The sequence below is a fragment of the Chryseobacterium antibioticum genome (genome assembly GCF_012927325.1).
Classification (GTDB): domain Bacteria; phylum Bacteroidota; class Bacteroidia; order Flavobacteriales; family Weeksellaceae; genus Chryseobacterium; species Chryseobacterium antibioticum.
Genome location: NZ_JABBGI010000025.1, coordinates 17,702 through 42,550, shown reverse-complemented (window position 1 = coordinate 42,550; position 24,849 = coordinate 17,702). Strand labels below are relative to the sequence as shown.

The 24,849-nt window shown below is 35.7% G+C and carries 23 protein-coding genes, 4 tRNA genes and 1 pseudogene; 3 read left to right on the top strand and 25 right to left on the bottom strand.

What is annotated here, in order from left to right:
• The first annotated feature begins 128 nt into the window (after nt 1-128).
• Complete coding sequence (locus HHL23_RS17345; RefSeq protein WP_169236045.1) at nt 129-524, top strand: hypothetical protein; 396 nt, start codon at nt 129-131, stop codon at nt 522-524.
• 311 nt (nt 525-835) lie between these two features.
• Here HHL23_RS17345 and HHL23_RS17340 read toward each other — a convergent pair whose 3' ends face one another.
• A complete protein-coding gene (locus HHL23_RS17340) occupies nt 836-1,687 on the bottom strand; it encodes an XAC2610-related protein (RefSeq protein ID WP_169236044.1) in 852 nt (283 codons plus the stop codon).
• Between the two features lie 336 nt (nt 1,688-2,023).
• Nucleotides 2,024-4,444 carry a TonB-dependent receptor plug domain-containing protein gene (locus tag HHL23_RS17335; protein ID WP_169236043.1) on the bottom strand — a complete coding sequence of 807 codons (2,421 nt, stop codon included), beginning with the start codon at nt 4,442-4,444 and terminating at the stop codon, nt 2,024-2,026.
• A 301-nt stretch (nt 4,445-4,745) separates the two neighbouring features.
• On the opposite strand from HHL23_RS17335, the gene HHL23_RS17330 reads away from it, so the two are divergent.
• A complete protein-coding gene (locus HHL23_RS17330; RefSeq protein ID WP_169236042.1) occupies nt 4,746-5,426 on the top strand; it encodes an aspartate/glutamate racemase family protein in 681 nt (226 codons plus the stop codon).
• A gap of 314 nt (nt 5,427-5,740) precedes the next feature.
• Here the strand turns inward: HHL23_RS17330 and HHL23_RS17325 are convergent, their stop codons facing one another.
• The gene (locus HHL23_RS17325; protein WP_169236041.1) at nt 5,741-7,153 is read right to left on the bottom strand and encodes a helix-turn-helix domain-containing protein; all 1,413 of its coding nucleotides are present in this window, start codon (nt 7,151-7,153) and stop codon (nt 5,741-5,743) included.
• 910 nt (nt 7,154-8,063) lie between these two features.
• A complete protein-coding gene (locus HHL23_RS17320) occupies nt 8,064-8,909 on the bottom strand; it encodes a hypothetical protein (RefSeq protein WP_169236040.1) in 846 nt (281 codons plus the stop codon).
• 455 nt (nt 8,910-9,364) lie between these two features.
• Between HHL23_RS17320 and HHL23_RS22570 the strand changes: the two are divergent.
• A pseudogene (locus HHL23_RS22570) lies at nt 9,365-9,536 on the top strand (IS1595 family transposase); the annotation flags it as partial.
• Nucleotides 9,537-9,672: 136 nt separating this feature from the next.
• Here the strand turns inward: HHL23_RS22570 and HHL23_RS17315 are convergent.
• From HHL23_RS17315 to HHL23_RS17215, 21 genes are all read right to left on the bottom strand, one after another.
• Nucleotides 9,673-10,248 carry a phage integrase SAM-like domain-containing protein gene (locus HHL23_RS17315; protein WP_169236039.1) on the bottom strand — a complete coding sequence of 192 codons (576 nt, stop codon included), beginning with the start codon at nt 10,246-10,248 and terminating at the stop codon, nt 9,673-9,675.
• Nucleotides 10,248-10,496 (bottom strand): Arm DNA-binding domain-containing protein, encoded by a 249-nt coding sequence (locus tag HHL23_RS17310; protein ID WP_169236038.1) that lies wholly within the window; start codon nt 10,494-10,496, stop codon nt 10,248-10,250. The genes HHL23_RS17315 and HHL23_RS17310 overlap by 1 nt, the downstream gene beginning before the upstream one ends.
• A gap of 248 nt (nt 10,497-10,744) precedes the next feature.
• Nucleotides 10,745-10,818 (bottom strand) — tRNA-Asp (locus HHL23_RS17305).
• 33 nt (nt 10,819-10,851) lie between these two features.
• Nucleotides 10,852-10,925, bottom strand: a tRNA-Asp gene (locus tag HHL23_RS17300).
• 35 nt (nt 10,926-10,960) lie between these two features.
• A tRNA-Asp gene (locus HHL23_RS17295) sits at nt 10,961-11,034 on the bottom strand.
• A gap of 33 nt (nt 11,035-11,067) precedes the next feature.
• A tRNA-Asp gene (locus tag HHL23_RS17290) sits at nt 11,068-11,141 on the bottom strand.
• 132 nt (nt 11,142-11,273) lie between these two features.
• Nucleotides 11,274-11,615 carry a thioredoxin gene (gene trxA, locus HHL23_RS17285; protein ID WP_341483005.1) on the bottom strand — a complete coding sequence of 114 codons (342 nt, stop codon included), beginning with the start codon at nt 11,613-11,615 and terminating at the stop codon, nt 11,274-11,276.
• A 59-nt stretch (nt 11,616-11,674) separates the two neighbouring features.
• Nucleotides 11,675-12,850, bottom strand: a complete 1,176-nt coding sequence (locus HHL23_RS17280) for a cysteine desulfurase family protein (protein WP_169236036.1) — start codon at nt 12,848-12,850, stop codon at nt 11,675-11,677.
• A gap of 2 nt (nt 12,851-12,852) precedes the next feature.
• A complete protein-coding gene (locus tag HHL23_RS17275; protein WP_169236035.1) occupies nt 12,853-13,317 on the bottom strand; it encodes a hypothetical protein in 465 nt (154 codons plus the stop codon).
• A 23-nt stretch (nt 13,318-13,340) separates the two neighbouring features.
• Complete coding sequence (locus HHL23_RS17270; RefSeq protein ID WP_169236034.1) at nt 13,341-13,928, bottom strand: HAD family hydrolase; 588 nt, start codon at nt 13,926-13,928, stop codon at nt 13,341-13,343.
• 5 nt (nt 13,929-13,933) lie between these two features.
• Nucleotides 13,934-14,659, bottom strand: coding sequence for an SDR family NAD(P)-dependent oxidoreductase (locus HHL23_RS17265; RefSeq protein ID WP_169236033.1), 726 nt, complete (start codon nt 14,657-14,659; stop codon nt 13,934-13,936).
• A complete protein-coding gene (locus tag HHL23_RS17260; protein WP_169236032.1) occupies nt 14,660-15,979 on the bottom strand; it encodes an FAD-binding oxidoreductase in 1,320 nt (439 codons plus the stop codon).
• Entirely contained in the window at nt 15,976-16,863 is an 888-nt protein-coding gene (locus HHL23_RS17255; protein WP_169236031.1) for a decaprenyl-phosphate phosphoribosyltransferase, read from the bottom strand. Before HHL23_RS17255 ends, HHL23_RS17260 begins: the two co-directional genes overlap by 4 nt.
• 107 nt (nt 16,864-16,970) lie before the next feature.
• Complete coding sequence (locus HHL23_RS17250; protein ID WP_169236030.1) at nt 16,971-17,660, bottom strand: OmpA family protein; 690 nt, start codon at nt 17,658-17,660, stop codon at nt 16,971-16,973.
• Nucleotides 17,661-17,685: 25 nt separating this feature from the next.
• Nucleotides 17,686-18,177: a lipocalin family protein gene (locus tag HHL23_RS17245; RefSeq protein ID WP_169236029.1), complete on the bottom strand. Its 492-nt coding sequence runs from the start codon at nt 18,175-18,177 to the stop codon at nt 17,686-17,688.
• A gap of 124 nt (nt 18,178-18,301) precedes the next feature.
• Entirely contained in the window at nt 18,302-19,984 is a 1,683-nt protein-coding gene (locus HHL23_RS17240) for a S8 family serine peptidase (protein WP_169236028.1), read from the bottom strand.
• An 89-nt stretch (nt 19,985-20,073) separates the two neighbouring features.
• On the bottom strand, nt 20,074-20,697 hold the full coding sequence (locus HHL23_RS17235; protein WP_185194890.1) for a WbqC family protein: 624 nt from the start codon (nt 20,695-20,697) through the stop codon (nt 20,074-20,076).
• 61 nt (nt 20,698-20,758) lie between these two features.
• Nucleotides 20,759-22,405: a signal peptidase I gene (lepB, locus tag HHL23_RS17230; protein WP_169236026.1), complete on the bottom strand. Its 1,647-nt coding sequence runs from the start codon at nt 22,403-22,405 to the stop codon at nt 20,759-20,761.
• A gap of 103 nt (nt 22,406-22,508) precedes the next feature.
• Nucleotides 22,509-23,210 carry a 4-hydroxy-tetrahydrodipicolinate reductase gene (gene dapB / locus HHL23_RS17225; protein WP_169236025.1) on the bottom strand — a complete coding sequence of 234 codons (702 nt, stop codon included), beginning with the start codon at nt 23,208-23,210 and terminating at the stop codon, nt 22,509-22,511.
• A 65-nt stretch (nt 23,211-23,275) separates the two neighbouring features.
• Nucleotides 23,276-23,935 (bottom strand): DUF5683 domain-containing protein, encoded by a 660-nt coding sequence (locus HHL23_RS17220; protein WP_169236024.1) that lies wholly within the window; start codon nt 23,933-23,935, stop codon nt 23,276-23,278.
• On the bottom strand, nt 23,935-24,825 hold the full coding sequence (locus HHL23_RS17215; RefSeq protein ID WP_073335466.1) for a ParB/RepB/Spo0J family partition protein: 891 nt from the start codon (nt 24,823-24,825) through the stop codon (nt 23,935-23,937). The genes HHL23_RS17220 and HHL23_RS17215 overlap by 1 nt, the downstream gene beginning before the upstream one ends.
• Between the last annotated feature and the right edge of the window lie 24 nt (nt 24,826-24,849).

Here is a 24,849-nt window from a genome sequence, read left to right as displayed (position 1 = left end):
TAAATTGACGAAATCACTACCCAAAAGTGTAGTATTTGTCGCACTTAAGCAAATCTACACAAAAGTGTAGTGGTTATCAAAATGCCGTGATATAATTTTGCTGAAAATAACTTCCGCTCTGTGCCAAAATGAAAAATATCTATTTTTATTCCCTATTTATTTTCTCTACAGTCCTTGTTATTATCCTGTCTTCTTTCCAGATTACCAGAGGCAGACCTATCTACCGTAATCAGTGGAAAATTCCTGCCCACAAAAATCTAAACATTAAAAATTCATCAAAAGAAAGTCTTGAAGTTGTTTTATACAATCCTTCACAGACCGATCAACTTCAATATGTCATCAATAACCGTGAAATAAAAGAGCTGCCAACCAACGATTCGGTCAAAGTTAAAGTAGATTTCAAGCATCAAGTTTTTATCGTAAATAACTCAGCCCATGAGGGACAATTCAGACTGAAAATATTAAATAACAGCGGCCGAATTAAAGCAGCCTTTAAAGATCAGCCTTCCAAGCAACAGAATTAATTTCTGTAGTAAAAAACCAAACTGTTTGAAACATCACATCAGCTGATCTTTGCTCTATTACTGTCTTTTTCGGCAGTAATTTTTATTTGTAGGAGTATGTGTGTAGGGTTTTAGGGTTGCGAGATTCGAAGTTGGAGAGCTTTTTGAGGTATGGGATTGGGTTTTGGTATTTGAGTACTTGGATCTCAAATAGCTTTCTCCATCTCGCTATCAATCTCACCCTTAGCTTCATTCTCAGCCTAAATATAATGTCCAAAATCCAGACTCCAAAATTTCATCATCCATTTGTGAAGCAAGTTCACTATTGACCTTTATTCTTCTGTTTCTTCCTGCAATTCTCTTGAATCTAGCCATTTTAACGCCCCATTCTTATCGAAACGGTATAAATCCTGATGCCATGAAGCACCACCTCTGCAACCGGTCTGCAGCAGTTTCTTTTCTTTGTTGACCAATACATCACACAGACAAGAGCAACTTGACTTAGAATAATCCGGTTCTTTAAATTTCTCGAAACGTTTCTTTTTCGGGTTATAGAGGTAAATGGTAAACATATTGTAGACCCCCATTCCTCCATCAGGAATTGTGAAGGCCAGGTCATCATAGCCGTCGAAATTATAATCTTCTATAAAACTCTGTTGGGCTGCATTCGGACTGTCCGGAAACGGAAGTTCTGCATTCATCTTTTTCCCGTCAGGATATTCAATCAGTAGTCTGTTATTATAAAAATGATTAAAAGAGATAATGGCACCATGCAGCAGGTACTTATCATCGCCGTCCGGATCTCCCTCTTCTTCCACAAGTTCAAGGTTGAAATGTGTGAAATCCCGTATTCTGATGTAAGAAGGATCTACAATAACATTCTTCATTTGCATCATTTTATATGTTCCGCTAAGTTTTCCGTTAACCATTTCATCCCACACAAAATAATGGTGGGCCGGCTGACCGGGGCCTTGCGAAATGGTATCCAGTTTGTAACTTTTGACCTTTAACGGAATAATTTCTTTTTTCCCTTCATACTGTATAAAAGCTCCTTTCCCGCCATTCCCATAATACAGCTTCAGCCTGAGTTCTTTCATTGCAGCAACATATTTTAAAGTGATCGGCTGGGCGTGCAGAAAAGTCCCGAAAATAGCAATTACAAAGAGTAGAAAAAGTTTTCTCATAATCTGTCCTTATCCGCTTATACATCATTAATGATTATTTAAATTTTTCTTAAAACTTAGCGTCAACCAATTTTTTTGAAAATAAATGATCCCCGGGGCAGAGCCCCGAGGTATTTAATGGAAGAGATTCTATTTTTAGTTTTATGAAAAACCATCCGTTTTTCAAACTTTTCCTCTTTTGACCCCGAGGCAAGCCTCGAAGTATTCTCTTCGAATAAAAGAATTTTTGCAGATATTAATTTAATTATCGGGCTTATTGAAAAAGTAGAATTAGTATTGAAACACTTCGACTTTGTTAAGCATGATACCGCAAATGCGAGCTCCTTTATTTATACATTAAAAAGCATAATTAACATTTAGCTGAAAAATTGTTCCGTTAAATCCAAACTGATTTACTTCCCAAGGATATTTGAACCTTCCTCCAAGATCTGTTACTACATCTCCTTTACTATCTATAACATCCGGATAAATATTAAATAAATTATTTACTACTCCGGAAACTTTAAGATCTTTCGTGATTTTATATGTTAAAACAATATCTGTAACTACCTTACCAGAAAATGTCTGATCTTTGGCAGGATCAGATGCGTGCTGCCATGCAACAGAACCAAAATAAGTATTATTAAGGTTAAAATTAAACTTTGAAATATCATATGAAAGACTAAGAATAGTTTTTGTTTTTGGTCTTGCAGAGGTAATTCTGGATTGCTCCTTTCTATCAAAAAAGTTTTCTGAATAGCCATTTTCAGCCAAAATAGATGGAACAACAATATTGTCTATTATTTTAGTTTCGTTATAATTGAACGCGGCTATAATTCCTAATCTTCCTTTCCCTATAGCAGAAGTATAATAATTAGCTACAAAATCTACCCCATTAGTGACTGTATTTACAGCATTGGTAAAAAACTTCAAAGAGGTTATATTGTTATTATCTAGTATTACTTCAACAGGATTTGTCATATCCGGAGTCCCAGGAGCACCTGTTTTATAGCCAATATCTCCTGAGAAAAGCACGCGGTCTTTAATTCTTATTCTATAATAATCTGCTGTAATGGTCAAGTTCTTAAATGGTTTTACAGCAAATCCTCCGGTAATGTTAAAAGCTTTTTCAGCATTTAATTTTGGTACACCAAGATCGGATCTTACAATTTGAGAGTCATTATTAAAAGTACCTTGATTGGCTACAGTGTTTCCTGTAATTTTGGTTTGAACATTCGAATAATAAATTTGGTGTAATGAAGGTGCACGAAATCCTGTAGAAACAGACCCCCGGAAAACCAATTTATCATCTAGCAATTTATACCTTGCATTTCCTTTCCACGAAACATTATTCCCAAAATCACTGAAATTTTCATACCTCACAGTTCCTCCAAGTAAGAAGTTTTTCGTAATATCCCATTCAGCATTCATATAAGCTCCAATATTTTGACGATTTTTATTGACTTCATTTTGAGGTTGTAATCCAGGAAATGATTCTGCACCACTTCCTATATAAGATGCTTCTTCTCCTGCTATAGCCTGATAATTTTCATTGCGCGCTTCAATACCAGCTCCCAAAACAAGTGTACCAAAATTTCGGTTAATATCTAAATTACCTATAATATTACTAAACTGATGCCCACCTGCTTTAAAACTAGTTGGTGAATTTCCACCCAAAGATGTATTAATGGTATTTCCTACAACATAATGTACTGCATTAGAGCCAAAAGTTGCACTACCATCAAAACTCCATTTTCCCAACATGCCTTTCCACCCGGAGGTTAAATTATAATCATAAACATCCGTTTTAAATTCCGGCTGAAATCCATTGTAAGGCTCTCCTTTTGGAGTCAATAAACCAAAATCTGAAGTTACCCAATATGGCGTTCTATACAAACCATAACTAGTCCCATTCCTGTAAGTTGTACCACCAAAAGCGTAAAATTTGCCTGTTTCACCTGTTGGCAACTCAAAATTGACAAACATATTGGCCACTTTTGTCTCCGGCTGCCCTATAGTCATTCCTAATCCAGGATTGGCTTGCGTCCAGGCATTATCAACACCAAAAAGTTCATCTTTTGTAACAGAACCTGCACGGTTAGTTTTATTTTGGGAAGAATACCCCAATGTAAGATTCAAACTTCCATTTTTTGCCACTCTGATTCCTGTATTAAAATCTGCTCCGATATTAAAGCCGTCTCCTTCTGAAGTAATACCTGAAAAAAGATTGACTGTACTTTTTCCAACGCTGTTCTTAAGAATAATATTAATAACTCCTGCAATAGCATCGGAACCGTATTGTGCAGATGCTCCATCTCTCAAAACCTCTACGTTTTGTAAGGCTGCTGACGGAATGCTTTTCAGATCTGTACCTACTTCACCTTTTCCTGGTGTATCATTTACATAAATTAAAGCACTTTGATTTTTTCTTTTACCATTAACCAAAACTAATGTTCTGGAAGGGCCTAATCCTCTTAAATCTGCTGGATCAAAGTGAGCCGTTGCATCGGAAACGGTCTGCTGTGATGAATTAAAAGATGGCACAGCATATGTCAAAGCTTTATCAAAAGTAACCTGCCCTGTGGATTTTAGTTGTACTGCCGAAATATTATCAATAGGACTTGCCGAGGTAATTATAGTTCTAGGCTTAGTTCTACCCGTAGTAACCACAACTTCATCTATGTTGTTTTCTTTTACGTTTTCCTGAGCATATCCCATAGTACCAATTCCGCTTAATACTAATGCACAGATTTTTTTATTAAATAGTTTATCTTTCATTATTTGTTAATTATTCAATAAATGTAGCAAAAATATCAGTATTAAACACAAAAATTCAATATAGAATAAACATTTCCTCAGCTCATGCAAATACTATTGCCTTATAAAAATATAAGACATTGATTTACAAAGTAGGCAATCCCAAAAAGTTAGACACTTTTTAGGAGTAGTCTAAATAAATGGAGGCTTAAAAAGTTTCAGCTGATGCATCAATCATTGAAGTGATCCATATTCCAACAGATGCACGGATACATCGGAAACTTTTATCTAGATTTGTGTTTAAAAGTAAATCATCAAATTCATGAAAAAAATAGGATTGGTAGGTGGAATAAGCTGGGTTTCCACATTAGATTATTATAAGTTCATCAATGAAGGCATGAATGCAAGACTGGGAGGACTGAATGCTGCCGAATGCATGATCTATTCTTTAAATTTTGGAGACATTCAGGCTAAAAGCTGGATCAATTCCTTCGAATTATTATTAAACGCCTGCAATCACCTTAAAAATGCCGGAACAGACAGCATTGTCCTGTGTGCCAATACCGCTCACCTCTTCGCAGACGAGCTTCAGGACAACATAAAACTGCCCATTATCCACATAGGTACAGAAACTGCAAAAGCCATACAAAAGGCTGGTTTTACAAGGGCAGGCTTAATTGGAACAAAGTTTACTATGGAAATGGATTTCTACAAAAAGAAACTTGAAGAATACGGACTTGAAGTACTGGTTCCGGAAAAGCAGGAAACAAGAGATTATATCCAACAGACGGTAAAAGATGAACTGGGAGTGGGATTCATTAATCCAGAGACCAAAGCCAGCTATCTTTCAATTGTAAAAGACCTTGTCTGCCGTGGTGCAGAATGTATTATTCTGGGCTGTACGGAAATTCCTCTGCTGATCAGTCAGGATGATTTTACCATTCCTGTTTTTGATACGACCAAAATACACTGTGAAGCTATCGTGGAGTATATGGTTTCTTAGGATTTTTGAGTTATCAAACTCACGACCACAGATCTTGTAAGGATACTCATAATTCATCGTTGGTTGCTATCTTTCCCTACTCCTTGAAAGATAACCGTTTACTATATGATTATGCCATTCGTGACTACATTTATTTTTACAAATAAGCCCCTTTGTTCTACCTAAATGTCGTCCATTAATGCCTCCAACTCATCTAATTTTTCAATAAAAATATTAATTGATTCTTCAGGGTAAAATAAACTTTGATAGTCTTTGGGGGTAAAACTATATTCTTAACAAAGTTATTTGTATGACAAATCGAAAAATCAATTTTATTAATGTTCATTAATCCATTTATAAAGATTTATATCCCTAGAAAGGTCTAGTTTTTTTCGCAATCTATATTTTTTAGATTCGACAGTCCTTACTGAAATATGATCATATTCTGCTATTTCACTAGAAGAAAAGTTTAACTTTATAAAAGCACATAATTTCATGTCATTTGAGTTGATATTTTGATACTTTGAAGTAAGATTATTATAAAATTCGGGATATAATTTCTTAAATTGATTCATGAAAGAAGGATCGGAGTTTATAGCAAGCTTTACCACTTCATCATATGCATTGTCTAGTTTTTTTTTAAGTTCTTGTGCTTCTAATTCTTTTTGACTAAGTAAATTTTGCCGGGTTTTATATTTGTTATAAATTGTGTAAATTAAAATACTGCTCATAAAAATAATAGCGAAAATAGTATAATAAAAATTGAGACTACTCCTTTTTTCATTCTCTTTCTGCTCAGTAATCAATTTTTCGACAACCTCATTAACAACTGTTTTCTCTTCTCCTTGTAAACTATCATCCAGTTTAGAATATTTTGATAAATATTCATTTTCCTTATCAAGTTCATTAAGTCCTTTATATGCCTCTGCAATTAGTTTATAAGATTTCAAATCTCTACTTCTTAGATTAGCTTTGTTAGTAATTTTTAATGAACTCAGCAAGTAATCCAGAGCTTTGTTATAATTGTGCTTCTCTATATTTAATCTGCCAAAAGCTCTCAAGATATTAGCTTTGCCTTCAAGAGGAATCTGCTTGGTGAACAATAATTCATTTGCCTTATTAATATAATATTCAGCAGAATCAATATTATGACTTTTAAAGTGTCTTTCCGCAATATTTATGTATAGCATAGGCGTCGGAGACTTCATGCACTTGTGCTCAGTACTGTATACAGAATCCATCATACCTAGAAATTCAAAACTAGATCTTTTCCAATCATAGATAAAATAGATTTTTTTTTCTCTTTCTTTGTTGTTTTTTATTTTTTTTGCAAATTCCAAAGCTATATTAAAAGATTTAATTGCCCGCTCATGTAATTCCAATGAATAATAATTTACACCATATACATAATTCAAATATGCTTCCAGTTCGTCATCTTTAACTTTTTTAAGTTTAATTTCAGCAATTTCAAGAAACTTTATACTTTCTTGGTTTCTTTTCATTGCACTCAGGGCATTTGCAATATTTAAACATCCTTTTATTTCCCCCTTTTTATAATCTATTTTTTTGCTTGCTTCAATCAATTTTCTTTCTTGCAAAATTACTCTGTTAAGATCACCTTCCTTTACCAGTTTACTAAAAATATAAGTTTGTATGCTATCAATTTCAGCGACATTAGATTGGGCTTTAAATTTAAAAACAAAAAAAAGCAGAGTAAAAAAAAGTACTTTTCTTAAATGTGTATTCATAATAGAATAGAATCTAATTTTCTAGTAATTTTTTAATCATTCTATTAAAAAATTATATATATATATCAAGATTTTAACTTTAATTATTTCATATAAATAATTGTTTATAATGATCCTTATTAGTAGAATCAAATCACTTACAGAATTAAAAATGTATTAAATTTTAAAAATCAAAGGTACAACATTTTGTTATCGAAAAACCTTGATGTCAGCCTTATAATTTAAATAAATTAGAATGTTTTTTTATATGATAATACAATTATTAAAAATAATATTTGAATATATCAATTACAGAAAATTACATAATAACCTCAAATAAAGTTTTAAAAATTGTAATATTCAAAATAAAAATCTAAGTTCTACTATATTAATATTTAAATTAACACAGAATCTCAGGTTAAATTAAGTATTTCCTCTCAATATAGATTAGAGGATTTTGTATTTTAGCATAATGGGAAGAAGCAATAGACCGATTTTGGAAGAAGGATAAGGATTCTCTTTTTTATGCGGTTAATAGATGTATGGCAAATATTGGAAAAGCAATACACATCCAATACTCACCTTTTTCTCTAACCTAAATTTGGTGGGATACTTATATGAATTTCTAGTTAGGTAAATTATTATCTCCAGTAAAATAGATTACTACAAAGTTTGAAATTAATATTATAAACTTTTGTTTAAAATATAATAGAGGGGAATATGAAAATTAAATCATAAAGATAAACAATAAATTATTTTACCAAACCTTTTCTCTATATTTTCCAAACTGAGAATTTAATCTCAGTTTGGAAAATAAATTTATTAAGGCACAGACAGCTGCTGCAGTGAGAAATTTCTGGTTTCTATTAAGGAATTGGGGGTGCCAATATGAACATTTGTTGTAGGAGATAATACACTATTATGATTTGCCTTATTGTGCCTTTGCAAATACCTGGGCAGTCATTGATCCATAACCCCAGTTAAAGTTGGGGTTACCAATATTATCCCACATATTGAATACCATATTTGTAGAAGTGAAACCAGCATTTCCCAGTTCTATATAGCCATTTAAATTATAGGTAACCGTTTGAACAGCACTAGTATTATTTGTTTCTATTCCTATATAGGTAGCTCCTGAACTTACCATTCCTGAAGACGCCCCGTCTCCAGAAGGAAGAATCGAATACTTCCGAGAGCCTGAAGGATCTTCAACTCCATTTTTCGTAAACCGAACACCGTAATATCCAAAACCACTTGCATTAATTGGTACTGTACTATAGGTCCCTACTGGAACAGAATAAGTAACAATCACCCGGCAAGCACTGTGGGGAGGAATATTGACAGTCAAGGATAATCCCAAAGGAACATTATTAATAATGGTTGAAGGTAATAATCCAGTTTGTTTTACAGGAGCGGTAGCCACAACACTATAAGTATCATCTAATATATACAGTGCAGGTGTCCACTGCTGATAAGTTCTCCACAGCGGAGAGGCAGGAGTACCATAGTTGACATAGAAACCATTACCTGTTGTGATGGTACCTCCATTACTGTACACCATAAGTCCTGTGGCAGGAGAGGCAATAGTGGTTCCGTCTGTATGGTTCACCAAAGAGACTTTGGGGATTAACAGTCCTCCCTTTTTAGTAGCAGTAGATTGTACATCAAGTATGGCTGAAGGATCGGGCGTTGAGGTATTGATACCGACCTGAGCGTATGTTATAGCAGGCAATGCTAAAGCTACGATTGTCAAAAGTGTAAAAAATGTTTTTTTCATTTTGCTGATTGTTTTAAACTATTTTAAATATAATTTTTTTATTTCAAGAACTAATAAGTCTTTTAAATGCTATATTCTAAACTTCCAAATATATTGCTGTAGTGGCAGCTATGAATGTAGGTAGGGTGAATGTTCCCGCTATATTGCCTCCAAACGCCATATAAAAGTCGTCTGTTCTTGGTATCATATGATGCGAATATATTACTCATATATAGAATCATTTACAATAATAATAATAATAATACATCCCAAAATCCTTGGATTTATTTCTATCTGAGTGTTAAAATTTAATTAATTAATTTTTCACTAGACAAAGCTAAAAAAAAAAATATAAACACTTAAAAAAAATTATACTGCATTTATACTGCATTTTACATTCGACTGATTTACAATACCTTAAAAACCATTACATTAGTTTATAATATCAAGCTTTTTTAATTAAAGCAGTGATATTTCACAAATTAAAAACAGCAATGGAGAATCGCAATTATATTGTACACTTTGGAAGAAATGATTGAATTTGATGAATCTTATTTTACAGTAGAATCCAGTAAAACAGAACAAGATAAAGATATTTGTGGGAAAGGAGCAATTGACAAACAAAACATTTCAGTGATGGAAAAGTCTTGACTGTATATTCCAGCTAAACTGACCAACTAATTCCTGATTAAATTGACCACTAAGAATGAAGTTAGTCTTATAAACGATTTTAGTAATTTTTTATGGAAATCCTTATAATACAGTAATTTGGAACCATCCTTTCTCAAGGATTAAAGGTCGTTAGTGTTTTTGTGTTGCAATCTCTCAGAAAAATCATAAAACCTGTAAAACAGCTAAACAAAAAAATATCTCTTACCAAAGATAGCCCCTCATTCTTAAAATCTTTAGAAAAAACAGCCTCTATTTCAAGCTCATTCAGAAAAACTCTTGTTACTTCCTTAAATTTAGAATGATAATTTATAAAAGGATCTTTTTCAATCCATCCATTAGCAATACAGATTCTGATAATTTTTCCTAAATTCTTTATGTACTTTACTGAAGAGTTATTCTTACACGATTTTTCTGTTCTCAGAAACAATTCAAAATCATTAAGAAAAGCATAATTAATTCTTCGAATATTAATATCAGAATTGTTATACTTCCATACTAAAAATTCTTCAGTATGGCTTAAACTGGTTTTGTAATGGGTTAACGTTCCTTTAGCAAATTCTTTCCCGATTAATTTCTCCATTCTGTTATTATGATCCTGAAAAATTGGAATCAACATTCTCTGCTTTTCGGTTCTTCCTAAGAGTTTGTTTTTAAGAGATTCACAAGTCACTGTTTCTTCCTCTCTCATTAATTCATGATAGGTTCCGTAAACTTTCTGTTCAAATGTTTTAAGATAAAATTAAGTGATTTGATTTCTTCTGAAGAACCACTGACCTTTTGTACGATTGAATTCCATTTTAAGGGCTGTACTGTACGTTTTGTACTGACCTCGGATATTCTGCCGTCAATGGTAATTCGTAAGTAAATAGGAGCCTCTCCTACAGAATTAACCTTAACTTTCTTTACATAGAAAAGTAAATTAAATGTCTTGTTCATTTTGTGTGGATTTTAAGATTTTAAAATTAACCTTAGCAAAACCTTATTACAAGATATTCAGTTTCTGAACTCGCTCTTGAACAGGTTTTGTCTGAATTTCCAGTGACCTTTTTTAACCTGTTGCAACAGGTCACTGAATAGGTCACTTTCAGATTGTGCTTTTTTAACTCTCTTTGAATCGACACAAAACAAAAAATGCTTTAAAACATATGTTTTAAAGCATTTGCACTATTTTGATTTAATAGTTGCGATCCGGACGGGACTCGAACCCGCGACCTCCGCCGTGACAGGGCGGCATTCTAACCAGCTGAACTACCGGATCAATTTTTTTAAAGTAAATTGATGAAAACTTCTGCGATCCGGACGGGACTCGAACCCGCGACCTCCGCCGTGACAGGGCGGCATTCTAACCAGCTGAACTACCGGATCAATTTTTTTTAAAAGAAATTGAATAAAAACTTCTGCGATCCGGACGGGACTCGAACCCGCGACCTCCGCCGTGACAGGGCGGCATTCTAACCAGCTGAACTACCGGATCTAATTTTTTTTAAAGTAAATTGAAAAACTTTTGCGATCCGGACGGGACTCGAACCCGCGACCTCCGCCGTGACAGGGCGGCATTCTAACCAGCTGAACTACCGGATCATTTTCTGTTGTTATAAAGAACGTTGTTTCTTTTTTGTGATTGCAAAACTACGACTTTTTTTGTTACCTGCAAACTATTTGCAAAGAAAAAGCCTTCCAAAAATGGAAGGCATTCATTATCAAAGTTATTTTTTACAAGTGTGCGCTTAATTTTTCAGCGATGATCTCCTTTGGAGTCACGCCTACCAATTTATCAACCACTTCACCGTTCTTAAAAATCAGAACTGTAGGGATATTTCTGATGCCATATTGCATTGAAATTTCCTGATTGTTGTCTACATCAACTTTTCCTACTACTGCTTTTCCTTCAAAATCTGATGCTACTTCTTCGATGATTGGTCCCAAAGTTCTGCATGGTCCACACCATACTGCCCAAAAGTCTACCAATACCGGCTTATCTGATTTTAAAACCATTTCCTGAAATGAGCTGTCCGTAATTTCTAAAGCCATTTTGTTTCTTTTATTTAAATTAATATTATCTTCTTATTTAATCCTTATTGGATATTCAAAATTACGATTTTTAAGCAATAAGACTATCTATGCTCAACATTTGTTTTTTCTATAGCATAGTCTTTTGAAATTTCTTTCAAAGCTTCTGCCAGTGCGTCTATATCTGCTTTTGTCGTCATATGGCTGAAAGAAATGCGTAAAGGCGTACAATGTTCCATTTCATCCTCAGAAAGAACCATCATCATCACCATAGAAGGTTTCGATGCTCCTGAAGAACATGCACTACCTTGAGAGATTGCAATTCCCTTCATATCCAACTGAAGTCCGATCAAAGGATTTTTATATGGAAGCAATGCACTTAGAACACTGTCCACACTATTTTCCATCTCACCACTTCGTCCATTGAATTTAATATTGGGAACCTCTGCATACAATTTTTCAATAGCGTATTCTTTGATTTCTCTGATATGACCGGCATAAGCCTCCATATTGTTAATACAAAGCTCTAAAGCCTTACCTAAGCCTACGATACCCGCAACATTTTCAGTTCCTGCTCTAAGACTTCTTTCCTGAGGACCACCCGTAATAATTCCTTTCAAACCTGTAGCTTTTCTAATAAAAGCAAAGCCTATTCCTTTCGGACCGTGGAATTTATGAGCACTGCAAGAAGCAAAATCTACAAGGATATCTGAAAAATCAAATTCCATGTGGGCCATTGTCTTTACTGTATCAGAGTGGTAAAGGGCATTATTCGCTTTGCATAAGGCTGCAATTTTTTTAATATCAACGACATTTCCAATTTCATTATTGGCGTGCATTAAGCTTACCAAAGTCTTTTTATCAGAAGCTTTTAATAGTTCTTCCAGCTTATTAAGGTCTATATCCCCTTTTTCATCAGGACGGATATAGACTACCTCTACTCCTTTTCTGTTCTTCATATCCAGAATACTCTCAGAAACACATTTGTGCTCCATCGGGGAACTGATGATTCTTTCTACGCCAAGATGCTCTACACTCGACTTAATAATCATATTGTTCGATTCTGTTCCGCATGAAGTAAAGATGATCTCTGCAGGACTTACATGAAGATAGTCTGCAACCTGTCTTCTTACATTTTCAATAAGGATCTTAGCTTCCTGACCGAAACTATGAGTAGAAGAAGGATTTCCGAAATTCATCTTCATGGTGCTCACCATTGCATCTATGACTTCTTCTGCCAAAGGGGTCGTTGCAGCGTTATCTAAATATATTTTGTTCATTTTTATTTGGAATATTTTAATTCTACTGAGGTAAACTGATAATCTGAAGGAACGGCAAAAATAAACCATGGATTTGAAAGCACCTGAATTTCCATTCCACCTGATGCTGCATCCGGAACTTCCACATACAATACCCTGTTTTTTACAGATATATTTCTGATGCTGGTCACTCTATGACTTCCTGATCTAAAGATTCCCATGTGGTACAAAACTACTTTTTTGTTTTTAGGAAATTTCGGATAGTTCACAGATGGTTCTTTTTTCAAACCAATAAGACCAAAACTACCCTTGATGGAGTTTCGGAATTCCTGTTCATTTTTAATAATAGTAAATCCAGCTTCATCTGTACCTCCCTGCGACTCAGAAACAAGCAGTTCTGCATTTTCCTGCATCCCTGATGATGGTTGAGACGGCGTAGCTGTACAGTTCATTAAGATTGCAGTACATACAATAAGCAGTCTTTTCATTTTTACATTTTTACCTCCCAAAATTAGTGAAAAAATTGGTAATGACCTTCATTTGCCCACTTAAGCATCTGCCGGTCTCCGGAAGTATCCCCGAAAGCGATTATTTTATCGTATTTGGAATCGTGTATTTCAGCTTTTATTCTGATCAGTTTTTCCTTTCCGTTGCAGTTTTTGCCTATGAAATTCCCTGTAAAAATACCATTCTTAAACTCTGCACGTGTGGATACCAGCTGCATTTTCAATTCTTCAGCAAAAGGTTTCACCCAGATATCGAGTGAAGCGGTGACCAATAAACTCTGTGTATTATTCCTATCGATATTTTTTATAAAGTCCAGAGCATTTTCTCTAACGATTTTAGGATAGTGCTGCTCAAAAAACTGTTTAGACTTCATCTCGATTTTTTCCTGGCTCTGCCCTTTCAGAATAGATCCTATAAAGCTTTTCTTTACTTTTTCTGTTTCTGCAAGCTTCAGTTTCAGTAATATAAAAAGAGGAACGTGTCTTAAAAATTGTATCCGGAATTTTGTAGGATCGTAGAATTTAAGATACATGAACATGGTATCTTTATACGTTAGAGTTCCGTCAAAATCAAAACAATACAATTTTTTCATTTTTACTAAAGCTTTAATTTTTTAAATATAAATTCAGGTATATTCCTGATAATCATCATAATAATACTCCAAACCGGTAAAACGTACGCTACATTTTTTTGCTTTTTAAAAGCTTTGTAAATGCAGTCCGCAGCTTGCTTTGGAGTAGCTGTCAATTTCGGATTTAAGGGCAGTCCTTCCGTCATTTTTGTGGCCATGAAGCCAGGTTTTATGGTAAGAACATGCACTTTCTTCTCAAAAAGATAATTTCGGAGTCCGCTCAGATACGCTGTAAAAGCCGCTTTTGCGCTACCGTAAATAAAATTGCTCTGTCTTCCCCGGTCTCCCGCTACAGATGAAAGTCCAATGATTGTTCCCGACCTTCTGCTTTCAAACTTCTGTGCAAAATAGTTCATTACAGGAATCAGTTTGGAATAATTGATATTGATAATCCTTTCTGTATTCCTGTTGTCATAAAGACCTTCCTCGGTTCCATCTCCTAAATATCCGACAGCACAAAATAATACATTTGAACTCACATGATCAAATTTATTATAATCAATCTCCTTCATCAGATCAATTTCGATGACTTCAGACTGCTGTAGAAATTTTACATCAATATGTCGTGCAAATCTTTCCGTGGTCTCTTTACTTGAAGTGAAAAGATATATTTTTTCAAACTTTTCTCCTTCCTGCAGAGCCTTTTCCACAAAAGCCTGAGCCACCTCAGACGTACTTCCCAGAACTATCATTTATGAATTGTTGTTTATGATTCTTTTGTGCTGTAAAGACACAAATTTTGAACTTTGAATATTTTTAAGGTAATTCGTGAGTGAGGACCTGCTCATGCTGTCTTTGGTAAGATAAATTCTTCCTCCGAACTGCTGTACGATATCATCTAATTTCTCCACCAGTTTTTTCAGTTTTGAATTGACCTTAAAATCGAGAGCCAATGTATATCCTTCGAAAGGAAATGAGTTATAAGCCTCCGGATTATTTTTTCCAAAGAGCTTTAAAACAGCCAAAAATGACCCGTTGCCACTCGATGCAATAGTCTCAAGGATCTGCTTCATTCCTTCTTTCCCTGCTTCTTTAGGAATCACCATCTGATACTGGATGAATCCTGATTTTCCGTAGATTTTATTCCAATCGGTAATAGCATCCAGCGGATAGAAAAAGGTTTCGTAATCAATAAAGGATTTCACTTCTTTTTTTGCCTGTTTTTTGTAATACAGCAGATTGAAAATTTTGACAGTCAAAGCATTCAAAACAAATCCCGGAAAATAAAACGGAACGGTAGGCTGAAGTTTTTTCTTCAGTCTTAATGGTTGTTTGTTCAGGTTTTGGGGAAGTTCATGCTGAAAAGCGTGCTCCCCTCTCATTAGAATACTTCTTCCCAGGTTTTTTCCTTTTTGAAGACAGTCGATCCATGCTACGGTGTACGTCCAGCTTTCACTTTCTTCAAAGAGTCTGAAAATTTCATCCAGGTTCTCTGCTTTAATACTTTCCTGACGAATGTAGGCCGATTCAATGTTTTTAAGTTTAAATTTTATCGTAAGAATGATTCCCGTAAGTCCCATTCCTCCGATAGTAGCCCAGAATTTATCTGCATTTTGTTCTCTGGAGCATGTTATGATGTCTCCGCTTTCTGTCATCAGCTTAAACTCAATTACATATTCTGAAAAACAGCCTTCTGCATGATGATTTTTGCCGTGAACATCTGAAGCGATGGCTCCTCCTACAGAGATAAATTTTGTCCCCGGAGTTACGTACAGGAAATATCCCTGCGGAACTGCAATTTCAAGTACATCTGAAAGCAGTACACCGGATTCACATTCTATAACACCGTTGAGACGGTCGAAACTGATGAATTTATTTAATTTCTTGGTAGAGAATATGGTTTCTCCCAGGGAAGCATCCCCGTAGCATCTTCCGTTTCCTCTTGCAATAATTTCGTTATGATTAAGTACAAACTCCTTTATTCTTTTGAAGCTGTCCTCAGATCTCATTTCTTTTTCTACTACTGGAAAATTACCCCAGTTTGTAACTTTTTGTGTGAAATTTGGCTTCATTTTTTAAAATAAATCTGAATTAAGAATGCCGCAACCCAAAGGACTAAAGTTACCTGGATATATCGGTCTCTGTAAACAATTTTTGTAGGAGATTCTGTTCTGTTGTACACCAATGTCTGCTGCAGATATCTCAAAAAAGCAAAGACTACAAATATAACGGTATAGAAAACCCGCTGGTGAAATCTTCCCTGAACTTCAGGAGAGAGGGTAAACATCAGGTAACATACAATCGCAAGCGTCACTGAAATAGACAGTGCAATATCTGCAAACTGTACATTATATCCGTCCAGTGCTTTTCTTGTTTTTCCGGAAACCTGTGCATTGATGAGCTCTCCTCTTCTTTTTCCAATCGCTAAAACAAGAGCCAGCACAAAAGTCAGCAGGATGGCCCACTGAGAAATACTAATTCCTGTGATGTAACCTCCCGCTAAAACTCTAAGTACAAAACCTAAAGCAATAATGAAAATATCAATGATCGGAACATGTTTAAGTTTAAAAGTGTAGGCAATATTGATCACGACATAGAGGCCGATGATTGTAGCAAATTTCCATAAGGGTTCATGAAAATAAAGCTGAGCAAGACACACCAGAGCTATATCAACAATAACCAGCCCTGCAAGAATGCCTAACGCTTTTGGTTTTGAAATGGCTCCGCTTGCCAGAGGTCTTCTCCTTTTTTCAGGATGTTTGCTGTCTGCTTCTATATCATTGTAATCATTGAGTATATAGACGCTGCTTGCTGCGAGGGAAAAAATGATAAATGCAAAGACGCTTTTGCTGAGTAAATCTACGTTTGTAATGTTTCCTGAAAAGAACAAAGGAACGAAAACAAATAAGTTTTTGACCCACTGTTCTACCCGGAGGAGTTTAAGATATTTCTTCATTTATGTTATTTCAGTTACAAAAATAGTGAATTCAAAATTTAAAGCATAAAAATACAAAAAAAACCGCCGAAGCGGTCTTTTACGAAAATATTTATATATAAAATTAATTACTGCCCTTGCTTGGCTTCATTAATCATTTTTTCATTGGCTGTAATAGCAAATTCTACTCTTCTGTTTTTAGCTCTTCCTTCATCTGTATCGTTGCTAGCTACCGGCATAGCTTCTCCTTCTCCTTTTGTAAACATTCTTGCTGATGCAATCCCTTTTCCTGATAAATAAGCTTTTACAGCATCTGCTCTTCTTTGAGAAAGCGATAAGTTGTAAGCATCTGCCCCTTTGCTGTCTGTATGCCCGTAAATATTGATATTGGTATCCGGGTTGTCAACAAGAACTTTAGCTAATTTGTCAAGGTTAGTTTGAGCAATAGAAGTTAGATTTGAAGAATCAAATGCGAAGGTCACAATGCTTTCGTTCATTGTAATTTTAATACCATCTCCTACTCTTTCTACTTCAGCCCCAGGTAAAGTTTCCTTAATCTGTTTAGCCTGCTTATCCATTTTGTTACCGATAACATTACCTGCAACACCACCGATAATACCTCCCAATACTGCTCCTAAAGCTGAGTTTTTACCACTTCCTACATTATTACCCAAAATACCTCCAAGTACAGCTCCGGATGCAACACCTACTGCTGTACCTCTTTGCTGGTGGTTAGAATTCTGCACAGTTTCACAACTGGTTAATAATAGTGCTGATGATAAGAAAAGAGCTCCTATATATGTTTTAGTAAATTTCATTTTTTTAATCTTTTAAATTGATAAATTATTTCATTCCTGTTCTCTGGAAGTTGTAAACAACCTGTACTGTGCTTCCGTCGAAAGGAACGCTTTGTACAAGTGAAAACTGATCTGTAGACTGGTTGGTAATTGTTAAAGAATATCCTACAGTATTTTGCTTAGCTTTAGTTCCCGCAGCGATTTTTTTAAACAAGAAAGTATTGCCATCTTTTACTTCAAATTTAATAGGCTGTGTAAGGCTTGGGCAAGCTCCACCTCCGTTTAAAGTATAGGCACCGGTGTAGTTATTAGGAATTAATCTCCAATGACTTCCTACAAAACACTGAGCATCTGCACCTTCGTCAAAAGGCTTGATTTTGAGTCCTTTTTCATAATCAACGCTAACAATCTGCCAGTCGCCTTTTAATTTCAAGTATTCAACTCTTTGGTTTTGTGATGTTTCTGCTTTTTTCACTGAGGAACAAGACACTGCAAAAAGTGATGTTCCGATCATCCCTGCAAGTAGTAACTTTTTCATTTTGTTGTTTATTATTTTGTTATTATAAAGTTACAAAAAACCGTGCCAAATTGAAAAATAAAAATAAAAAAAGTCCGAAATTTTCGGACTTTAAATGGTTTCTCTTTATATACAGGGAGATATACTATTTTTTAACAGTCTTTTTTATAGATTTCGCAGGCTTACTACTTGTTGAAGATTTTCCGTTGTAGAAATTCGTATACGCATACTCTGCGGCTTTTTGAAGATCTATCACGCCTCCGGCCTGAGAATACTCAGGAAATTTATTTTCTGAACTCAGGTTGCTGCTTTTTACAAGGGCTTCAATAATCTGGCCAGGCTTCAGGTTAGGCATATAGGCTAATAATACAGCCGCTGCTCCCGCTACTACAGGTGATGCCATAGAAGTTCCCTGAAGATATTTATATTCGTTTTTAGGCACGGTAGAATAAATTTCTTCACCCGGTGCGAAAACGTTGACCATCTTCTTGTTATAGTTAGAGAAATCCGCTCTCAATTCATTATTTCTGTTGGTACTTGCTCCTACAACCAGTACGTTGTTGACAAACGGTTTTTCATCTGTAACGTTTTTAAAGTTGGTAGGGAAAGCAAGATGCTCAGCTACGTCTTCATTTTCGTTACCTGCTGCTTTTACTAAAAGTACGCCTTTCTCTTCAGCATATTTGAAGGCATCCCATACTACATTTTTTCCCGGAGATACTGGTTTTCCGAAGCTCATATTTAAAACTTTAGCTCCATTATCCACTGCATATCTTATCGCATTGGCAACGTCTTTATCTCTTTCGTCTCCGTTAGGAACAGTTCTTACAGACATGATCTTAGCTACTTTAGAAGCTACTCCATACTGAATTTCTTTTCCCTGTGGAAGACCTGCTATAATTCCCGCAACGTGTGTTCCGTGTTCTGCATCAGGTCCTTCGTAATGGTTGTTTCCGTAGCTTTTCTCAGAATAGTCGTCGTATTTATCTCCTACAATTTCTTTCCTCGGATCATAGCTCAGATCATACTGCTTAGATTGTGGTGCAAAATGATCGATTGCTTCCTTCATTTGCTCTTTCATCAATTTTTCGAAATCAGTGGAAGATTTCCCCTTGAATTCAGGGGATTGAGAAACCTGCCCAAGAACATTAAGTGCAATAGCATCTTTCTGATCCGTTGGAGGTTTGATTCCCTGTAAAGTTTCTGCAGTAACAGACTTACCACCTAATAGTTTCACCATATTGGGGATGATGCTGTTGATCATCGTGTAAGTCTGTAAGTTTTGTTTTGCATCGATGCTTTTTTTATTGAAAAGCTCTTTCGATTTCATATACATCGCAAACTCTTCCGGCATTTTCGCTTGGTTTGCTTTGTTTTTTGCAGAATCATCACCTTCGAAAACCGACTTATATTTAGCAACGACTCTCGTTACTTCCATATTGTCGATATCAATATCGCCATTTTTGCCACCGATAAAGTTCCAACCGTGTACATCATCGATATACCCGTTTCCATCATCATCTTTTCCGTTTCCGGGAACTTCATTAGGATTTGACCATACGTTCTTTACAAGACCCGGATGATCAACCTGAACACCGCTATCTAAAACTCCTACAACAACAGTTTTAGGTTTAAGGCCTTTGGATTCTAAATATTTATATGCATTTGCTGTATTTACACCATATACTTTTGTTCCCGAAAAGTCTTTATGGTACCAAGTCATGAGATCTTTGTCTTCTTTTGGATCAATACTCTTAGCCTGAGCTTCCTGAGCATAAGAGAAACTAAAGCCTGCAAAAAAAACAGCTGCTAATAATACCTTTTTCATATGTTGATATTTATTTTTTTCTAAAATTATATGCAATCGCCATATTCATTGGTTTATACCCTTAGAATTTCGTTAACGGCGATTTCATGTCAGTATGATTGTTTAATATTTTTTATATAAGTCAGAGATTCAGGTCCTTTGTTACATATAAGATCTAAAATTGACAAATCTTCTAAAAACCCTAATTTGTCTGAAAAGGTCTGGTAATATTCTTCCATTTGAAACTCAGAAGGAAGTTTAGCCGAAAACTTTTCTCTAAAATTAATGCTTTCAGGATTTTTGATATATTCTACATTCAAAGACTGTGCCTTTTCCGTTTTCAGGATCTGCTGGATGATCTCTAATACTTTAAGATTGAAATCAAGGAGAAATTTCTCTTCCAGATCAAAGATTTTCTTAAACTTATCTTCATAATACTCAAAGTACGGCGAGCTCTGATACGCGGTCTTGATGGATTTCCAGTGCAGGCTTCTCCAGTCTTCCCTGTAAGAGATCTCAATATCTTTGAATTCTTTTTTACCGTTATGATTGACAGGAATGATTAAAGAAAGCTTTCCATTTGCCCCATAGATATTGGCTCTGCTCCTATAGGTCTGCTTAGGGAAACTCTCAAACTGTTCAAATATAATCTCATTTTCAGGATTTAAAAACACTGAAAACCATGAAATCGGGGGCATATAAAATACCGGTAATAATACATTTGTCATGTTCATCATATTAAAAAATGAAGTATTTTTTCAAATACTTCATTCTATCTTTAAGTTTTAAATTAAATTATGCTTCGTCTTCCGTTTTCTTTTTTCCGAATAATTTCGTGAAATATTCCCATCCGAAAAACAGGATAAGGATCATGGCAGCTACCCACCAGTATGAAGTTTTATTAGCTTCTCCTGTGTTGGTTGCTTTAAACATTCTGTCCCAACGGACTTTGAACGGCGCCTGATATGTAGAGCTGCTGTCTTTGAAAGCACCCTGAAGGCTCATCCATGTAAACATTGGCTTTCCTACAATATTCTCTTCCGGAACGAAACCAAAGAATCTCGCATCCAATGATGCATCTCTGTTGTCTCCTACCATCATATAATAATCCTGCTGAATCGTATAATTATTTGCTTCTTTTCCGTTGATAAAGATCTTTCCGTTCTTTGTCTCAAGGCTATTGTGCTCGTATTGTGAAATAATCCACTGGTATAACGGAATTGTCTGAGTATTGACTGCCACTACATCCCCTTTTTTAGGAATTCTCAGCGGGCCATACCAATCCTGGTTCCAAGGCTGATTGATCGGGAAGATCGACTGAGTGGTATCAATTTTTGTTTTAGCTTCGTCTCTGTAGTATACTGCAGCTTCTCCTTTAGGGGTAACATCCTCTTTCATGTCAATGACCTGAGGAAGCTGTTTGATTTCTTTAGCGGTTTTATCCGTCAAGCCCTGGAAAGCATAAATATATCCTTTTTCACCCTGAATCTCCTGTACAGGTAAGAACCCATAGGTGTTATATAGAGCAGGAATATCCAACTGGCTTCCTGTATTGACAATATATCTGTGCTGTACTTCCTGATCGCCTAAAACGGCTTCCGGTTTTCCATTAACAAAAAGTCTTCCGGCTCTCATTTCAAAAGTATCACCGGCAGTGGCCACACATCTTTTAACGTATGGATCTTTTCTGTCGATCGCAGTATGTACGGAGTCTCTAGGATAGTTGAATACTACGACATCATTTTTCTGTGGCTTGCTGAACTGGAAAATTCTTGTATACGGAAGTTTTATACCATCAACATATGATTTCGCATCATCTTTTGGATTTCCTTTCTGACCTGTATCCATAATAGTTCCCTGAAGGAATGGTATGGCAACGGGACGCATCGGCATTCTGTATCCGTAGCTCCACTTGTTTACAAAAAGGAAGTCACCTACAAGAAGTGTTCTTTCCATGGATCCAGTAGGAATCCCGAATGGTTGCGTTACAAAAACATGGATAATGGTTGCAAAAACCACCGCAAAAGTAATAGACCCGATGAACGTATCTTTCTTTTTTGCCATTTTCTCATCATCTGTAATGAACAGGTCGTTGGCATTTTCATCTTCTATTTCAGGATCTTTTGAGTAGTTCACTGTCGCCATATAGATAAACGGCAGGATTACGGTAAGCAACTGGTCCTTGAAAAGAGATTTTCCAAATTTCTTCATTAAATAAAGATGGAAAGCAGACATCATAATAGGTCCTACTATCGGAAGATAGGACAGGATAGCCCACCATTTCGGATGTTCCGTTTCCTTTAAAATAAGGAAATAATTATAGAAAGGTATAAATGCAAATACGGGATTGTGTCCCATTTTTTTGAACAGTTTCCAAGTGGAAATCCCCATCAGTACAGACAAAATGAGAACATATACTGTATAAGTTAAAAAATAATTCATAGTTTTTTGTGCCTATTCTGATAATATAAATGATCAATGATGATTAATAAATGATAACATCATTACCTGTTATTAGTTTACTATTTAGCGTGTTTGTTACAAATTAAAGCCCCAAAACGTCTTTCATTGTGAAATTTCCTTTTTTATCTTTGATCCATTCTGCCGCCACTATAGCTCCGAGTGCAAACCCGTCTCTGTTGAAGGCTGTATGTTTGATTTCAATTTCATCAACTTCACTCTTGTAATAAACGCTGTGGGTACCCGGAACCTCGTCTTCACGAATCGCAAAAATTCCCAGTTCCTGACCTTGCGTTTCTTCCAGCTTCCAGGCGTTAAATTTAGGATTATTTTTGATGATTCCTTCAGCAATTGAAATTGCGGTTCCACTGGGTGCATCTTTTTTATGAACGTGGTGAATTTCTTCAAGCTGGCATGAATATTCATCCACATTTTTCATGATATCAGCTACTTTTTCGTTAAGGGCAAAAAATAAATTTACACCCAAACTAAAATTTGAACCGTATAAGAAAGCGCTGTCGTTATCTGCAGCAATATTTTCAACTTCTTTTTTTTTCTCCAGCCAACCTGTGGTACCACAGATCACCGGGATTTTATGTTCAAGACAGACTTTGATATTGTCAAATGCCACTTCAGGAAGTGAAAATTCAATAGCTACATCCGGATTATTAAGATTTTCAGCGGTTGGAGTCTCTTTCAGGCGGGCTACTATTTCGTGACCTCTCTTCTGTGCAATCTCATCAATGATCTTCCCCATTTTACCGTATCCAACTAATGCTATTCTCATGTGATGTCTTTATTTATAATGATCCTTAACCGTAAGGTTGGTATCAACTTTATTAAAAATTTGTTTTAAAATCTATAACTTAAACTCAAGCCTGTTTTCGGATTAGAAATCCCATACTGATCCTGGATCACTGTAGGATTAAAAGTAAGATCCGGGTCGTGGCGGCTTTCGTAAAGATGGGCATCTACCACTGCATCTACAATGTTCAGGATGTAGATCAGACTTGTAATCGCTATTGCGTAATCCCTTTGTCTTTTATATCTGTCCTGGGCATTCCCAAAAGCCTTTTTATCCAGCCACGGATGACTGTCTACGAATTCGTTAGGCGTTCCATTAAGTTTTGCCACGTAATATTCCCTATATTTCTTGTACTGGTTATTGCTCCACAGCGTGTATCCAATACCGGCACCCATAGCCCCCCAAACAATAGGAATTTTGATGTACCTTTTATTGTAATACTGCCCAAGTCCCGGTAATACTGCAGAATACAGTCCGGCTCTGGTAGGATTCAGTTTGATGGTTTTCTTTGTGGGACCGTTCGCATTTTCAAGATCTTGAATAATCTTAGCTTCTGTTTTCACAGGTTTTGCCGGCTTTGCAGATGGAGTCACAACCGCAAGGCTGTCCTTAGGGAGAGGTCCTACACGAACTGTATCGCTGGGTGTAACCTGCGAATAAGCGAAAGCAAAAGTGCACAAAAAAAATGTGAAAAATATTTTCTTCATTATTTAATATGGGATAAAATATACTCCAGTTCTTCTTCGTTTTTGAAGTCCAGGACGATTTTACCTTTTTTACCGTTTCCGGAGGTTTTGATCTCTACTTTTACGTCTAAAATATCAGCGATCGTTTTCTGGGCTCTTTTAAAATTATTGGAAAGCTCAGCATTTATTTTTTTCGCTGCCGGTGATTTAGGGTTCTTCAACGCTGTCGCAGCCTGTTCGGCCTGACGTACATTGAGTTTTTCTTTGATGATCAGATCAAATAGGATCTGCTGATGTTCTTCACTTTCAAGACTGATGATCGCTCTTCCGTGTCCTGCAGAGATTTCACCGCTTCTGATCGCATTCTGAATATCAGGATTTAACCTTAATAGCCTGATAGAGTTGGTAATGGTACTTCTGTCCTTCCCTACTCTCTGGCTCAGGTTTTCCTGGGTAAGACCGATCTCATCCAAAAGTCTCTGATATGTAAGAGCAATCTCGATAGCATCAAGATCTTCTCTCTGAATATTTTCAACAAGAGCCATTTCAAGCAGCTCCTGATCGTTTACTAAACGGATATATGCAGGAATCGTCGAAAGTCCGGCAATTTTACTTGCACGGTAACGTCTTTCCCCTGATATGATTTCGAATTTCTCACCGTCTTTCCTTAAAGTAACCGGCTGGATCACTCCTAAGTTTTTGATTGACAGAGCAAGTTCGTTTAATGCTTTTTCATCAAAATAAGTTCTCGGTTGGGTAGGATTCGGATAAATATCTTCAAGGGCTACCTCTACAATATTGCCCACAAACTTATCTGCTCCTTCATCGGTAGCGGAGTTGACACTTGCTTTGGATTCAGCACTTAAAATAGCACCTAAACCGCGTCCCATTGCTCTTTTTTTGTCCTTCATAGATATAATTGATAAATGATAATT